Below are 15,615 nucleotides of genomic sequence, written 5' to 3'. Positions count from 1 at the left end.
ACACCTTCGATGAGCACGCCGTTCTACGTCTCACCAGAACAGCTGATGCGCGACCGGGCGGACTTCGCCCGGAAGGGCATCGCCAAGGGCCGCAGCGCGATCGCGCTGCAGTATGCCGACGGCATCCTGTTCGTCGCCGAGAACCGCTCACCCGCACTGCACAAGGTGGCCGAGATCTACGACCGGATGGCGTTCGCCGCGGTCGGCCGCTACAACGAGTTCGAGAACCTGCGAATCGCCGGCGTCCGGCTGGCCGACATGCGCGGCTATTCGTACGACCGGCGCGACGTCACCGGCCGCGCGTTGGCCAACGCGTACGCACAGACCCTCGGCGCGATCTTCTCCTCCGGCGGTGAAAAGCCGCTCGAGGTCGAGATCCTGGTCGCCGAGATCGGCACCTCCACAGCCGACGACCAGATCTATCGCCTCACGTACGACGGCTCGATCGCCGACGTACGGGGTTATGCGGTGATGGGCGGCCAGGCCGAGCAGGTCGCCGAGTACGTCGGCGAGCACTACCAGGAGGGAATCTCGCTGGCCGGAGCCCTCCGGTTGGCCGTCGACGCCCTCGGCCACGACAGCAGCGAGCCCCGCGAACTGACGTCGGACCAGCTCGAGGTCGCCGTACTGGACCGGACCCGGACGCAGGTCCGCAAGTTCAAGCGCATCTCCGAGGAGACACTGGCCCGGATCCTGTCCGAGTCGCACCCCGCCGCCGACATCGAGGCAGCCGTAGTTGAGGACGCGACACCTTCGGAGCCGGCTGAGGAGACCCCCTCATCACCGGCATCCTCGTCCGCGGCGCCGTCGTCGGCCGACGACGAGGCACCGATCGCACCGCCCGAGGACCCCGACGACAGCCGCCCCCTGTGACGGACCGAACCACCGACGCAGCCGCCACCTCCTCCGACGTGGCGGCTGCGTCATCCCGGGCCGCCGACCCGGAGCCCTGGGAGCTCCTGGGGGAGAAGGTCGCCTACCAGCGCTTCCTAACGGTGAAGGTCCGCCAGTACCGCATGCCGAACGGCCACGAGGTCGACTGGGACGTCACCGGCCCGGAGTCCGCGGATGGAGTCGCCCGCGGCATCACCGTGCTGCCCCTGACCCCGGACGGCCGGATCGTGACGATCCGCATGTTCCGTCCAGGCCCGGACAGCGTCGTCACCAACCTGCCAGGCGGCCTGATCGAGCCCGGCGAGGACCCTGCGGTCGGCGGCGCCCGCGAGCTCGAGGAAGAGACGGGCTACACCTGCGAGACCCTCGAGGTCGTCGGCTGGACCTGGGCCGGCACATCCTCGACCTTCCGCAAATACGTCGCAATCGCCCGCGGCTGCCGTCCCAACGGCACCCAGCAGCTGGATGACGCCGAAGACTGCGTCCCAGTCGAACTGACCGTAGCCGAGTTCCGCGCCGAACTCCGAACCCCCGGCGCCATGACCGGCACCGACGCCGCCTACCTAGCCCTCGACCACGCCGCCCTCCTCTAACCCAGCCGCTCCCTCGCCGTATCGTGCCACTGCCACCCGCCTCTCCCCACCCCCAAAGGTGGGTCGCCTTCTCTTTGTGCACGAAGCGCATCTTTGTGAACCCACCAACCGTTTTTGGGGCCTGCAAACGGCTGGTGGGTTCACAAAGATGGGATGTGTGCACAAAGGTGGGTGGGCTGCTCTTTGGGCGGGGGGAGGCGGGTAGGGTGGGGGGTGGGTCGTGACTGGCGTTGAGGTGGGGTACCACCGGGGAGCGGCTTGCCGGTGGATCCGGCGGTGGTAGCCGCGCGCCTGGGCATTTGAGTTGACGCCCAGAGGAGTGCGCCCATGACTGCCGAACTGATGATCGGGACCGACCTCGCCGCCGAGATGGTGACGAACGCCGCCGCCCGCGCCGCGAAACTGCGCGAGTCCACCGGCATCCAGCCGTGCCTAGCGACCGTGCTGGTCGGCGACGATCCCGCCTCTGCGACGTACGTGCGGATGAAGCAGAACCGCAGCAAGAAGGCCGGGATCGGCTCGCGCAGCGTCGTACTGCCAGCATCGACCACCACCGACGAGCTGGTTGCCGAGCTCACCAACCTCTCGAACGACCCCGAGGTGCACGGCATCCTGCTGCAGCACCCCGTCCCCAGCCACATCGACGAGCGCGCCGCGTTCGAGGCGATCAACCCCGCCAAGGATGTTGACGGCGTCACCATGCACGCGTTCGCCGCGATGGCGTTCGGTGAGCCCGGGTTCCGGTCTTGTACGCCGGGCGGGATCATGCGGCTGCTCGAGGCGTACGACGTACCGATCCGCGGCGCGCACGCGGTCGTCATCGGCCGCAGCCCGATCCTCGGTAAGCCGGCCGGAATGTTGCTACTGGCATCGGACGCGACCGTCACCTACACGCATTCGCGGACCACGAACCTCCCCGAGATCGTCCGTACGGCGGACATCGTGGTCGCCGCGGTCGGCAAGGCGAACTTTGTCCGCGGCGACTGGTTGAAGCCGGGGGCGGTCGTGGTCGATGCCGGATACAACGAAGGCAACGTTGGTGACGTTCACTTCGAGGAGGCGAGCGAGGTTGCGCGCCTGATCACGCCGGTTCCGGGCGGGGTCGGGCCGATGACGATCGCGCTGCTGCTGGAGCAGACGGTCGACGCCGCGGAGGCCCAATCCGAGACGGCTGTCCACCCTGTGGCCGGCCTGGCCTAGGCTGTAGACGTTGTGAACTGACGAGGAGGCGTGACGTGGCGGTGCGGGCGATCCGGGGAGCCACCCAGCTGGACGTGGACGAGCGCGAGCACCTGCTCGAGCGGTCCGCCGAGCTGGTGAAGGCGGTCCTGGAGGCGAACGATCTGGACAGCGCGGATCTGATCAGCATCCTGTTCACCGTCACGCCTGACCTGCATGCGGAGTTCCCGGCCGTGGCCGGCCGGCAGATCGGGCTGACCGACGTACCGCTGATGTGCATGCAGGAGATCGACGTACCGCATGCTCTGCCGCGGGTGGTCCGGATGATGGTGCACACCGAGACCGAGCGCTCCCGCGACAAGATCCAGCACGTCTACCTGCACGGTGCGTCGGCGCTCCGTCCCGACCTGACAGGCGCCCAGTGACCGAACTCCGTGGCCCGGTCCGCATCGTCGGTGCGGGCCTGATCGGTACGTCGATCGGTCTCGCCCTGGCCCGGTTGGGTGTCGTGGTCGAGCTCGTCGACGCGAACCCCGACAACGCGCTGATGGCCGAGCGCATCGGCGCGGGATCACGACTCGTGCAGATCGAGCCGCAGCTGGTCGTGGTCGCCGTACCGCCGGATCACGTCGGGGCGGTGATCGCCGAGCAGCTCGCGCAGACCGATGCGGTCGTCACCGACGCGGCGAGCGTAAAGTCCAAGCCGCTGACGGATGCCCGACTCCTGTCCGCGGACCTGAGCCGGTACGTCGGAAGTCACCCGATGGCAGGTTCGGAGCGCAACGGCCCGTTGGCCGCGCGCGCGGATCTGTTCGATGGCGCGACCTGGGCGATCACCCCGCACGAGACGAGTTCGCCCGAGGCGGTCGAGCTCGTTCGTTGCCTGGCTGAGGCCTGTGGCGCACGCACGGTCGAGCTGTCCGTCGAGGACCACGACCTCGCGGTTGCCCGGGTATCCCACCTGCCGCAACTGATGTCGTCCCTGGCCGCCGGCACCCTCGTCGACGCGCCGAACTCACACCTGCAACTGTCCGGCCAAGGCGTCCGCGACGTCACCCGCATCGCCGCCGGCGACCCAGGCCTGTGGACCCAGATCGTCTCCGCCAACTCCGCCGCCCTGACCGGCCTGCTCGAGCAGATCCGCGACGAACTCGACCGCGTCCTCGTTGCCCTAGGCAAAGAAGAGGCCGGCGACGAACTCACCTCGGTGCTGGCCCGCGGCGTCTCCGGCGCCGTCCGCGTCCCCGGCAAGCACGGCACCCCGCACATCGAGCTGGTCAGCGTCCTCGTCACCATCCCCGACCGCCCCGGCCAGCTGGCCCGCCTCTTCAACGACGCCGCCGCCTCGGGCGCCAACGTCGAAGACCTCCGCATCGACCACAGCCCCGGCCGCCCCGTCGGCGAAGTCGAACTCCTCGTCAAACCCGGCTCCGACGACCAACTAACCCAAACCCTCACCGACCGCGGCTGGGTCGTCCACCGCTAGATGGCCGCGGACCCGCGCCTCGAGCTGGTGGCCGAAGTCAACCACCACATGGGCAGCGGCCTACGGCTCGTCGGGATCGCCGACCACGGCCAGTCGGGCGGCGCGGCCTTTGTCGAGTGGCCTGACGGGCGACCCGGGGTGGTGACCCGTTCGTCGCTTCCAATGGCAGACCTGGCCCGAACGGCGGAGGTGCTGGGCGCGGCGCGGTCTGCGGGGGTACTCGTTCCCCGGCACGAGGCATTCGTCGAACTCACCGATGGCGTCGCAGTTGTCCAAGAGCGCCTGCCGGGCCGACCTGCTCGCCGTACCGACGTCGAAGTGATCGATGCTCTGCTCGCGGTGACCGACGAATTCGTCGGCTTGCTCGCGGAGCGAACCGACGTACCGCCCCCATCGCCCCACCTGTACGAGAGTGGGCTGGAGCAACACAGCCCACGAAGCCGACGGCTGCTGAGGCGGATCCACGAGCTCGGCGACTACGAAATGACCGGAACAGATCTGGTGCATCCGGACTTCACCGTGCCCAACGTCCTGTTCGATGACCACGGTCAGCTCAGCGGCGTCGTGGACTGGAACCTCGGTGCCTTTCGCGGCGATCGGCACTGGGCGTTGGTCAAGCTCCGCTTCGATCTCGCGTGGGCCGCGGCCCAACCGGGAGACGAGCAGCCGGACACTCGACCAGAAGCGATAGAGCGACTGGACCGCGCGCTCGAAACACGCCTCGAGCCGGAGGTGCTGCTGGCGTACTGGGCGCACTGGACCCTTACCCAGCTGCACTGGGCGGTCCTCCACGACGACACCGCAGTGATCGACCTGCATCTCGAACTCGGCGAGAGCCGGCTGCTCGAGTGGCGCTAAGGACAGGACATGTCGGCTACGTACATGCCCCCGCACGCCTGGGCATCGGCTGAAGTCCGCTGATTTGGCCAATACCTCCTGTCCTTCGGGCGCTGTGAAGCAGGCGTGGCGGGATTCAGCCTCGGCGGCGGATATTCTCGGGGCATGATCATCGCTGTGGACGGGCCGAGCGGGTCCGGTAAGTCGAGTACCGCTCGGGGCGTGGCCGACCGGCTGGGACTGCGGTTCCTGGATACCGGGGCGACGTACCGGGCGGTGACGTGGTCGGCGATCGAGCACGGGTTGGATCTGGATGACACCGCGGCGGTTGCGCAGCGGGCGCGGGAGTTGCGGCTCGAGCTCAGCACCGATCCGCTGAACCAGTTCGTGATCGCGGACGGGACCGACGTGACCGCGGCGATCCGGGAGCCGCGAATCAGTGAGCGGGTCAGCAAGATCGCGACCAACCTGGATGTCCGCAAGGAGCTGATCCGGCGGCAGCGCGAGATCATCGACGAGGCTCAGCCGAGCGGCGGGATCGTGGTCGAGGGGCGCGATATCGCGACCGTGGTCGCGACCGACGCTGAGTTGAAGGTGTTGCTGACCGCGGACCAGGAGGCCCGACTGGCCCGCCGGGGTGCTGAACTGGCGGTGGGGTCGGTGACCGCGGAGCAGTTGCGCGACCAGATCGTACGGCGGGACGCGGACGACTCGACGGTGGCCGACTTCCAGGTCGCGTCGGACGGCGCGGTCACCATCGACTCCACCGATCTGTCCCTGGAGGAGGTCATCGACGTGATCAGCCGGCTCGCCAAGGAGGCCAGTCCCCGGAGCCATGACAGCTGAGCTGACGAGGCAGCGGGAGCTGCCGTTCACGGGGGATCTGCCGAAGCTGCCGTATCGGCTCGCTGTGCCGGTGCGGGCGGTGGCGAGCCGGTATTTCGCGCGGAAGTACGACCTGCGGGTGCACCACGAGGAGCTGTTCCCGCGGCGTGGGCCGGTGCTGATGACGCCGAACCATCTGAGCCTGCTCGACGGGCCGTTGCTCGGCGCGATCGCACCTCGGATGCTGCATCAGCTCGGCAAGATCGAGGCGTTCGGCGGCCTGCAGGGGCTGTTCCTGCGCCGGATCGGCCAGATCCCGATCGACCGTACGTCGTACGACCCGCTCGCGATCCGGCAGTCGATCAAAGTTCTGCGCGACGGCCGGGTGCTGAACATCTACCCCGAGGGCACCCGCGGCACGGGCGACTTCACCCGGATCCGGCTCGGTACGGCGTACCTGGCGATGGTCACCGGGGCTCCGATCCTGCCCGTGGCGCTGCTCGGGACCAGGCTGCCGCACGGTGACGTGGAGGGTTTTCCGCCATCCGGGAGCCGCGTCGACGTGGTGTACGGCGAACCGTTCACGATCGACCGCGTATCCTTTCCTAGGCGGCACTCCGACGTACGGGCGGTTGCCGACCAGATCGGCGACATGCTGCGTGCCCACATCAAGGCCGCCGTCGCAGCCACCGGTCACCCACTCCCGGGTGCGCCAGACAAGAAGGACCCTGATGACTGACCTGCCCTTCGGCTTCGCCGAAGCCGACGAGCCGACGCACGACGTAGAGACTGCGTTTGATTTTGAAGACGCCGGTCCGCTGCCCGTGCTCGCCATCGTCGGCCGGCCGAATGTGGGCAAGTCCACGCTCGTCAACCGCATCATCGGCCGCCGCGAGGCCGTCGTCGAGGACACCCCGGGCGTCACCCGGGACCGCGTCTCGTACGACGCCGACTGGGCCGGCCGGAGCTTCACCGTCGTCGACACCGGCGGCTGGGACCCGGACGCGGTCGGGATGGCCGCGCTGGTGGCCGCCCAGGCCGAGGTCGCGATCAACGCCGCCGACGCGGTGCTGTTCGTGGTCGACGCGACCGTCGGGATCACCGACGCCGACGAGGCCGTCGTCCGCGTGCTGCGCAAGTCCGGCAAGCCGGTCGTGCTCGCGGCCAACAAGGTCGACGACCAGCGGGTCGAGTCCGAGGCGATGAACCTGTGGGGTCTCGGCATCGGCGAGCCGTTCCCGATCTCGGCCATGCACGGCCGGGGGACCGGTGACATGCTCGACGCCGTCCTGGCCGCGCTGCCCGAGGCGCCGCCGGAGCGCGACCCCGCCACCGGCGGTCCGCGCCGGATCGCGATCGTCGGCAAGCCGAACGTCGGCAAGTCCTCGCTGCTGAACAAGGTCGCCAAGGAGGACCGGGTCGTCGTCAGCGACGTCGCCGGTACGACGGTCGACCCGGTCGACGAGCTGATCACGCTGGTCGGCAAGGAGTGGCGGTTCATCGACACCGCCGGTATCCGCCGCAAGGTCAAGAACGTCCAAGGCCACGAGTACTACGCCTCGTTGCGGACCAACGCCGCGATCGAGCGGGCCGAGGTCGTCGTCGTGGTCGTCGACGCGTCCGAGCCGATGACCGAGCAGGACATCCGGATCATGAACGCGGTCGAGGAGGCCGGTAAGGCCCTCGTCATCGCCTACAACAAGTGGGACCTGGTCGACGAGGACCGGCGGTACTACCTGGAGAAGGAGATCGACCGGGACCTGGTCCAGTTCCGCTGGGCGCCGCGGGTGAACATCAGCGCGCTGACCGGCCGGCACATGGAGAAGCTGGTCCCCGCGATCGAGGCTGCGCTCGAGGGCTGGCAGACCCGGGTTCCGACGGGGCAGCTGAACGCGTTCCTCGGTCGGCTGGTCGCGGCCCACCCGCACCCGGTGCGGTCCGGCAAGCAGCCGAAGATCCTGTTCGGTACCCAGGCGACCACGATGCCGCCGACCTTCGCGATCTTCACCTCCGGCGCGATCGAGCCGTCGTACCAGCGGTTCATCGAGCGTCGGCTGCGCGAGGACTTCGGGTTCGTCGGTAGTCCGGTGCACGTCCAGATCCGGGCCCGCAAGAAGCAGAAGCGCTGACCGAAGGGCCCTTTCGACTGCCCTGGAACAGATAGCGGCGCGGTCCGGCTTCCGGCAATGTGCGTGTCTCCGACACGCTCTCCGGAGGCCGCCCCGTGCGTATCGCGTTCACGTCTGCCCTGGTGGCGGCCCTGCTGGCCGCGCCGCTCACCGCCGTACCCACCGCTGCCGCGGCTGATCCACCCGGCGTGACCCGCTCATACGAGGTCGAGGCCGTCGGTGGTGTCCCGTCCGGCTGTACGACGCCCGCCGGTAAGGGCGCCGCGGTCGTCAGCGCAGAACGCGGCGTGAACGCGAGTGAGCGCTCTCTCGTGGTCAACGACGTGTCGGCCTCGTCGCACACGGTGATCACCTGCCCGCTGGATCCGGCGCCGAGCACCTCGCTGTCGTTCGCGACGTACCCGGCCAGCGTGCCCAACGGGTTCCTGATCAGCCTCCTCGGCCGCTGGCAGGGCGGCGCGTCCGGCGTGATCTACCACCTGAACGTCCAGTCCAACGGCGCGATGCAGTGGTACGACGGCACCCGTTGGTCGCCGTTGGCGCCGGCCGGAACCGTGCAGCTCGCGACCTGGAACACCTTCCGGATCGACGGGGGAGCGCTCTCTGCCCAGATCTTCGTCAACGACTCCTTGGCCGGTACGGCGAATCGCGCCGGGACCGGGGGAGTCCTCGACCTGACCGGCTACCAGTTCGCCAGCAACGGCACGGTCCCGCAGGGCGACAAGGTCTTCTTCGACGACGTCCGCACCACGGCCGGCCGCGGATTCGAGTCCGAACCGGTCGACGCCGTACCGACCGGGTGCAGCACACCCGCCGGGAAAGCCGCGGCCGTGGTCAGCGCGTTGCGCGGGAACACCGGAGAGCGCTCTCTACGGATCAACGACCGGGCCACCGACCGGCAGACCGTGATCTCGTGCCCGGTGGTTCCGCAGCGCGGGATCGATCTGCGGCTCGCGGTCTACCCGGTCGCACTCGCGCAGGGGTTCCAGATCTCACTGCAAGGTCACATGGAAGGGTTTACCGACCAGCGACTCGTCTTCCACATCGCAGTCGGCGCCGACGGAAGCCTGCGCTGGTACGACGGCTCGTACTGGACGACCGTGAGCCCGGCCGGCGCCGTACGGATCGGGGCATGGAATCAGATCGCCGTGAAGGTTGCCGCGGACCAGGAAGAAGCGCAGGTGTCGGTGAACGGCGTTCGGCAGTCGGTCGGTGGGCCGATCGGAATGCGACGGGTCACCGACCTCACCACGTTCGAAGTGTCCAGCAACGGGACCGTGCCGACCGGCGACGAGCTCTTCGTCGACGACATCTCCGCGCTGCCGGCTCCCGACGTACCGGCGCCCGGGCCGGTCACGGTCGGCGCTGCCGTCACCGTCGACTCCGTGACCAACGACCTGCTGCAGATGCCGCACTCGGCGGTCAACACCGGCTCCGAGGCGCTCGTGACGTACGGCGCCCACCCGGACGTGACCGCAAGCAACGGCACCCGCATCGCCACGTCAGCCGACCACGGCACCACCTGGCGCCCTGAGCCAAGCCGGAACCCGATGCCGAACGAACAGTCGTACGCGCTGTCCAAGCTGCGCAACGGCGACCTGCTCGCGGTCATGTACCACACGTTCATGCGCACCGGGAACCGCAGTGCCGACGTGGAAACCAAGCTCTCGCACGACGGCGGCAAGACCTGGGGCCCGGTTCGCATCGGCGCGATGACGACGCCGGTGAACATGAAACCGATCAGCTCCACCAGCAGCCGACCCGGCCGCACGATGGGCGGCTTCGTCCTCGTCCACAGCGTCGTCGAAGACCCCGACGGCACCCTCTACCAATCCGGCTACGGCTACTACGACGGCGACGCCCGCTACCGCCAGCTCCTGCTCCGCTCCACCGACGGCGGCCTCAACTGGACGACCCAATCCACCATCGCCTACAGCGCCACCATCAACGGCGAAGGCTTCTGCGAAGCGGGCCTCGCCCGCACCTCCGACGGCGCCCTGATCGCCATCATGCGCACCGGCTCCTACCTGGTCATGTACCAGTCCCGCTCCACCGACAACGGCAAGACCTGGTCAACCCCCACCCCCATGGCCGCCACCAACGGCGTACCGATGACCGGCGTCTACCCGAGCCTCGTCCTCCTCCCCGACAACCGCCTCCTCCTGTACTACGGCCGCCCCGGCCAGTCCCTGGCCGTCTCCACCGACGGCACCGGCACCACCTGGTCCCCACCCACCTACGTCGACTACCGCAACTCAGCCAACGGCTCCCTCATCCAAACCGGCCCCACCACAGTCCTGACCTTCGGCGACCGAGGCGCCAACTGGAACCTCAACAAACCCCCCACCTCCACCATCTGGTCCCGAACCATCACCCTCCCACCCCGGTAAAAAGCACTCCCCGGAATGGGGTAAGGTTCTTCCTGTTCGGCTCCCTTGGAGCCGAACTGCGGGCTGTGGCCTAGTGGTTAGGGCGCTAGTCTGGGGGACTAGAGGTCGCGAGTTCAAATCTCGCCAGCCCGACATTGAGGAGCACCGATTTTTGTCGGTGCTCCTCTTTAGTTTTAGCTCCATGAAAATCCTGGGGGATCGACGCAGCTGGACCGACGACGACCTTCGTTCGGCGGTGCAGAACAACCATTCCTGGCGCGGAGTCGCACGAGCAGTCGGACTCAAGAGCGCATCTGCGGGCGCTATCCGAACCGTGCAGAGACACGCCACTCGCCTTGAGCTGGAGACTTCGCATTTCACCGGACAACGCCGATGGTCGGATCGTCAGTTGCGGGAGGCCGTCGCCGCGGCAAGCACCTGGGCGGGTGTACTGGCCGCCCTCGATGTGATCGACAGCGGCGAGAACCGAGTGCGCGTCAAGGGTCATGCGGTTCGGCTCGGCGTGGACTACGCCCATCTCAAGGCGCCGTGCGAACTTGGCCAGGCTGACCAGGTGTTCGAGGAGCCGGTGCGGTTGGAATCCCTCCGGTACGCGGCTTCCGCGGTGGCCATGGCCTGGTTCACGCTGCGCGGCTGCGCTGTCGCATTGCCCATCGAGCCCCAGAAGTACGACCTGCTGGTCACCACGGCAAAGGGCACCCAGCGTGTCCAGGTCAAGACGTGCTCTGCCCGAAATAGCAGGGGTTACTGGGATGTCGGCATTGGGCGCCGTCCGTACACGCTCGACAAGACTGCGAGCAAGATGCCCTACGACCCCGACGCGATCGACATGTTCTTCATCCTGCTCGGAGACGGCAGCATCTACGTCATCCCCAGTCTGGTGCTCGCTGGGCGAAAGTCGATCTCGGCCGACAACTACGCGCCGTACCGGGTGGGGGATGCGTCGAGCTTGTTGCGGTGAGGTCAGCCGGCGCAGATGACGGAGACGCCGCGGTCGGCTTGCTGGGGCCAGCCGGCCCAGACGGTGAAGGCTGAGTAGGTCGGATCCGCGGGGTAGGGGCGGGAGGCCGAGGTGGCCATCAGGCCGGGGCCGTAGCCGCCGCCGCTGATCGGGATGGTTCCGGGCTGGGGGCAGCGGACCGTGATGTCCATGCCTTCGGAGGTGGGTGTCGTCGACGTCGTGACGGTTCGGTTGACGGTGCCGTTGGCACAGATGGCGTGGGTGTTGACGATGCGGGTGACAGGGTCGTTGTTCAGGTAGCCGGCGTTCCAGCCGCTGCGGCCGCCGATCGTGTTGTGGAACACCGTTGATCGCTTGAGGATGACATTCAGGTCGGAGGCCGAGGCGCCGCCGCCGACGACCTCACCGGTGCTGCAGAAAGCGATCCGCGTGCTGTCCACTCCAGCTGTCACCGGGGCGTTCTCGGTCTGGATGTTGTAGTCGGTCAGGCCCGGGACGCAGATTGCTCCGACGTTGTAGTGCATGCCGTAGTCGCGCGACCGGACGGCTCCCCGCCATCCGCTCCCGTCGCCGTGCGGATAACTCGAGTGCAGTTCCGCTCCGCCGCCGACCCAGCCGCCGGTCACCTTCGTCCCGGGCGGGCACCACGCCGACTGGGCCGCGAACTGGTTGGGCCCCAGTTCGAACGTGTCGGACAGGACGTAGATGATCCGGTCCGACGAGGCCGGTACGGCGGCGACCGCCGTACCGGCTGTGAGCAGGAGCGCGGCCAGGACGGTCAGTACTCCACGAATGACGCGCATCAGGTTCTCCTCCGGAAGGCTGGTGGGAGCCCGACCGTAGGAGTGCTGCCTTTCACGGCTGTCTCATGCGCGTCTCGCTGGATCAGTGCACGTCGACCAGTTCCCGCTGCTCGGGCTTGTCCTCGACGCGCAACGACTCGCCCTCGATGTCGACGTTCGGGGTGATGCGGTCGAGCCACTTCGGGAACCACCAGGCCGCCTTGCCGAGGAGGCTGAGGACGGCCGGGACCAGCGTCATGCGGACGATGAAGGCGTCGATCAGTACGCCGATGGTGAGGCCGAAGCCGATGGCTTTGATGATGGGGTCGTGGACGAGGATGAAGCCGGCGAAGACCGAGGCCATGATGAGGGCGGCGGCGGTGACGACGCGAGCGCCGTGGCCTAGGCCTTCGACGGTGGCGGGGGTGGCGGGTTTGCCGTGCACGAACTCTTCGCGGACGCGGGAGACGATGAAGACCTCATAGTCCATCGCGAGGCCGAACAGGATGCCCATCATGATGATCGGCAGGAAGCTCACCATCGGGCCCGGGTTGTCGATGCCGAACAGGCTCGCGAGGTGGCCCTGCTGGAAGACCGCGACGGTGATGCCGAAGGTCGCGCCGATCGTGAGGACGAAGCCGAGGGTCGCCTTGAGCGGGACCAGGATCGAGCGGAAGGCGAGCAGCAGGAGCAGGAACGACAGACCGACGATCAGCAGGAGATAGATCGGCAAGGCGTCGGCGAGCTTCTGCGAGACGTCCACCCCGACGGCCGTGTTGCCGGTCACCGAGATCGTCGCGCCGTTCTTGGCGAGCGGCTCGACCGTGGCGCGGACGTTCTTCACCAAGTCGCTGGTCGCCTCGGAGGCGGGGCCGCTCTTCGGGATGATCTGCAGCAGTTGCGTCTTCCCGTCCGGGCTGGCCGCTGCGGGCTGCGCCGCGATCACATCCGGCAGACTCGGAACCTTCGCCAGCACCTGCTGCACCAGCGCACCGGACTGCTGCGGGTCGTTGCTCTTCACAACAACAATCAGCGGACCGTTCGCGCCCGGGCCGAAGGCCTCGGCGGTGAGGTCGTACGCGACCCGCTGGTGACTGCCGGCCGCGGCCGAAGCGCCGTCGGGCAGCGCGAGCCGCATGTCCTTGGCCGGGATCGCGAGCAGCCCCAGTCCAATGATGCCGAGAGCAACGATCGGCACGCGGAAGCGCGTCACGAACCGGCCCCACCGGAAGCCGAAGCCCTCAGTCGGCGCGACCGCGGCCGGTGCCTTGCGGAGCTTGCGCGGCAGCACCCGGTTGCCGACGAAGCCGAGCATGGCGGGCAGCAGCGTGAGGGCGACCAGTACGGCGGTCAGTACGGTCGCGGCGGCCGCGATTCCCATCGCGGTCAGGAACGGTACGCCGACCACCGACAACCCGGCCAGTGCGATCACCACGGTCGCCCCGGCGAACAGTACGGCGGAACCTGCGGTCGCGGTCGCCCGCGCCACGGACTCCTCGGCATCCATCCCTTCAGCGAGCTGACTGCGGTGTCGCGAGCTGATGAACAACGCGTAGTCGATCCCCACCGCGAGTCCCAGCATCAGCGCCAGGATCGGCCCGGTCGACGACACATCGGTGAACGCGGTCACGATGAACAGACCGGCCATCCCAGCCAGTACGCCGAGAAGTGCGGTCAGCAACGTCATTCCAGCCGCGACCAGCGAGCCGAAGGTGATCACCAGCACGAGCGCGGCGACGACGACCCCGATGACCTCGGTCGCGCCGATTTCCGGCACGCTACCGACGACCTGGCCGCCCGGCACGACCTGCAGCTCACTCGTGCTGAGTCCGGACAGACCGTCGTACCCCTCGGTGCTTGCCTTCGACAACTCGTCGGCCGGCTTGGCGAACTGGACGCTGATCAGGCCGGTCCGTCCGTCGGGGCTGATCGCCTTGCTGGTGAACGGGTCGATCGCGGCGATCACCTCGGGCACCTGCGCGGCCTTGGCGACGGTCGCGCCGACCGCTGCCTTCACCGCCGGGTCGGCCAGCGTCTTGCCGTCCGGTGCCTTGACCACGACGGTCGCCGACGCGCCACTCGCGGCCGGCAGGTCGGTCTTGAGGGCGTCGAGCGCGCGCTGCGACTCGGTGCCGGGGATCGAGAACGTGTTCGTCGTCGAGCCGCCGAGGGCCAGCGCACCGACGCCGAGCGCGACGATGATCACCGCCCAGATCGAGGCGACCAGGCGCCTGCGCTGGTAGGAGAACCGGCCGAGCCGGTAGAGGAGGTTGGCCATCGGAAAGGCATCCGTTCTGACGTGCGGGCAGAAGCCGGCCGCCCCTCATGACGGCAGGCCGGTGAAACAAAACCTTGGTCGGATCAGCTGGGTCTGAGCAGCCGGCGCAATCCGATATCGCAGAGCCGGCGCATCTCCTCGTCGGACCGCTCACCGGGATGCCGGCACTCGCCGAGCAACCCGTTGATCGCGAACCCGGCCAGGTCCAGCTCCAGCGGCTCATCGGAGCCGGCCAGGAACTCCTTCATCCGGATGCCGTCGGCAACGAGTTGCGCGACCTCCGGCATCTCCTCGATGACCGGGATCAGCTCCTGCAGTACGTCGATGACTCCGCGGTACTGAACAGCCATGTCGGTGAACCGGCCGATCGTGTACTCCTGCGCCTCGTCGCGCTCCATCTGAGCGGCGGCGGCAACGAGCTCCGCCAAATCGGCTCCCGCGGGCTCCAGGACAGCCGCAAGCACCGCCGGCTTGCCGTTGAAGTGGTAGAGCACGGTCGCCTTGGAACACCCGGCGGCCGTCGCGATGTCCTGCAGCGACACCGCGCTGTACCCCCGGCCCTGGAACAGCCGCATCGCCTGCCGCACGATCTCGTGCCGGGTGCGCTCACGGGCCGGAGTGGTCATACCCATAGCTTGCCTGACCGATCGGCCAGTTTTCAACCGATCGGTCAGGATTGTGCGCGGCGTCATACTTCAGGCATGCCGCAGATCACCGTTGAGTACTCAGAGTCCCTCGCCGACGCGTTCGACCGCCGTGGCTTCGCGCTCGCCTTTCACCCGGCCGCGGCCGACCTGATCGGCAGCTCGGTCCCCGGCTTCAAGACCCGCTTCGTGAAGCTGGACGATGCCGTGATCGGCGCCGGCGACGCCGCCGAGGCGATGATTCACGTCGGCATCGCCCTTCTGCCCGGCCGCGACGCAGCCCTCAAGGACCGCCTCGGCGAACTCACCCTCGCCACCGTTGCCGACCACCTCAAGCCCACGCCCGACCTCAACACCCAACTCACCGTCGAGATCCGCGACCTGGCGACGTACCACAAACTGGCCCGATAGCCTGGCGGGCACCACGCGCTGCCGCGCTGACCGCCGCGTTTGCCGCAGAAGCCGACCTGGCGGGGCGCGAGCCGGCCGTCGATGTGCTGGACCGAGACGAGCTTGTCGACCGGGACGTGCTGGTCGACGCGGCCGCCGAAGTCGATCTTGCCGCTCTCTCCGTCCAGGGCGGACTTGCCGTGGATCGCGCTCAGGCCGTGCCAGAC

General features: G+C 68.3%; 15 protein-coding genes, 1 tRNA gene and 1 riboswitch. Of the genes, 13 read left to right on the top strand and 3 right to left on the bottom strand.

The features are described from left to right. Nucleotides 1-9 precede the first annotated feature (9 nt). The 12 genes from prcA (at nt 10) to ABD231_RS38475 (ending at nt 11,294) form a co-directional block, all read left to right on the top strand. Nucleotides 10-873 carry a proteasome subunit alpha gene (gene prcA, locus ABD231_RS38530; RefSeq protein ID WP_344164121.1) on the top strand — a complete coding sequence of 288 codons (864 nt, stop codon included), beginning with the start codon at nt 10-12 and terminating at the stop codon, nt 871-873. Further along, nucleotides 870-1,487 (top strand): NUDIX hydrolase, encoded by a 618-nt coding sequence (locus ABD231_RS38525; RefSeq protein ID WP_344164118.1) that lies wholly within the window; start codon nt 870-872, stop codon nt 1,485-1,487. The genes prcA and ABD231_RS38525 overlap by 4 nt, the downstream gene beginning before the upstream one ends. Before the next feature lie 210 nt (nt 1,488-1,697). Continuing rightward, a riboswitch (ZMP/ZTP riboswitch) is annotated at nt 1,698-1,791 on the top strand. 23 nt (nt 1,792-1,814) lie between these two features. Beyond that, complete coding sequence (locus ABD231_RS38520) at nt 1,815-2,687, top strand: bifunctional 5,10-methylenetetrahydrofolate dehydrogenase/5,10-methenyltetrahydrofolate cyclohydrolase (RefSeq protein WP_344164115.1); 873 nt, start codon at nt 1,815-1,817, stop codon at nt 2,685-2,687. A 35-nt stretch (nt 2,688-2,722) separates the two neighbouring features. Further along, nucleotides 2,723-3,091 (top strand): chorismate mutase, encoded by a 369-nt coding sequence (gene aroH, locus ABD231_RS38515; RefSeq protein WP_132404088.1) that lies wholly within the window; start codon nt 2,723-2,725, stop codon nt 3,089-3,091. After that, a complete protein-coding gene (locus tag ABD231_RS38510) occupies nt 3,088-4,152 on the top strand; it encodes a prephenate dehydrogenase (RefSeq protein WP_344164110.1) in 1,065 nt (354 codons plus the stop codon). Before aroH ends, ABD231_RS38510 begins: the two co-directional genes overlap by 4 nt. Continuing rightward, nucleotides 4,153-5,010, top strand: a complete 858-nt coding sequence (locus ABD231_RS38505; RefSeq protein WP_344164107.1) for a phosphotransferase — start codon at nt 4,153-4,155, stop codon at nt 5,008-5,010. It abuts the gene before it with no gap. 144 nt (nt 5,011-5,154) lie between these two features. Next, complete coding sequence (gene cmk, locus ABD231_RS38500; protein WP_344164104.1) at nt 5,155-5,835, top strand: (d)CMP kinase; 681 nt, start codon at nt 5,155-5,157, stop codon at nt 5,833-5,835. Continuing rightward, on the top strand, nt 5,825-6,553 hold the full coding sequence (locus ABD231_RS38495; protein WP_344164101.1) for a lysophospholipid acyltransferase family protein: 729 nt from the start codon (nt 5,825-5,827) through the stop codon (nt 6,551-6,553). Before cmk ends, ABD231_RS38495 begins: the two co-directional genes overlap by 11 nt. Beyond that, complete coding sequence (gene der, locus ABD231_RS38490) at nt 6,546-7,943, top strand: ribosome biogenesis GTPase Der (RefSeq protein WP_344164098.1); 1,398 nt, start codon at nt 6,546-6,548, stop codon at nt 7,941-7,943. Before ABD231_RS38495 ends, der begins: the two co-directional genes overlap by 8 nt. A gap of 95 nt (nt 7,944-8,038) precedes the next feature. Next, complete coding sequence (locus ABD231_RS38485; protein WP_344164095.1) at nt 8,039-10,333, top strand: sialidase family protein; 2,295 nt, start codon at nt 8,039-8,041, stop codon at nt 10,331-10,333. A 59-nt stretch (nt 10,334-10,392) separates the two neighbouring features. Next, nucleotides 10,393-10,465: transfer RNA gene (locus ABD231_RS38480), tRNA-Pro, on the top strand. Nucleotides 10,466-10,514: 49 nt separating this feature from the next. Then, the gene (locus ABD231_RS38475) at nt 10,515-11,294 is read left to right on the top strand and encodes a group I intron-associated PD-(D/E)XK endonuclease (protein ID WP_344164092.1); all 780 of its coding nucleotides are present in this window, start codon (nt 10,515-10,517) and stop codon (nt 11,292-11,294) included. 2 nt (nt 11,295-11,296) lie between these two features. On the opposite strand, the gene ABD231_RS38470 is transcribed toward ABD231_RS38475, so the two are convergent. From ABD231_RS38470 to ABD231_RS38460, 3 genes are all read right to left on the bottom strand, one after another. Next, entirely contained in the window at nt 11,297-12,097 is an 801-nt protein-coding gene (locus ABD231_RS38470; protein ID WP_344164089.1) for a hypothetical protein, read from the bottom strand. 82 nt (nt 12,098-12,179) lie between these two features. Continuing rightward, nucleotides 12,180-14,354, bottom strand: coding sequence for an MMPL family transporter (locus ABD231_RS38465; RefSeq protein ID WP_344164086.1), 2,175 nt, complete (start codon nt 14,352-14,354; stop codon nt 12,180-12,182). Between the two features lie 83 nt (nt 14,355-14,437). Then, a complete protein-coding gene (locus ABD231_RS38460) occupies nt 14,438-14,980 on the bottom strand; it encodes a TetR/AcrR family transcriptional regulator (protein WP_344164083.1) in 543 nt (180 codons plus the stop codon). 75 nt (nt 14,981-15,055) lie between these two features. On the opposite strand from ABD231_RS38460, the gene ABD231_RS38455 reads away from it, so the two are divergent. After that, nucleotides 15,056-15,409, top strand: a complete 354-nt coding sequence (locus ABD231_RS38455) for a 5-carboxymethyl-2-hydroxymuconate Delta-isomerase (protein ID WP_344164080.1) — start codon at nt 15,056-15,058, stop codon at nt 15,407-15,409. The last annotated feature ends 206 nt before the right edge of the window (nt 15,410-15,615 follow it).

Origin of the sequence: Kribbella yunnanensis (assembly GCF_039529655.1) — a bacterium.
Lineage (GTDB): Bacteria > Actinomycetota > Actinomycetes > Propionibacteriales > Kribbellaceae > Kribbella > Kribbella yunnanensis.
Note: the sequence above shows the minus strand (reverse complement) of the source record. Positions and strands in the feature narration are given on the sequence as shown.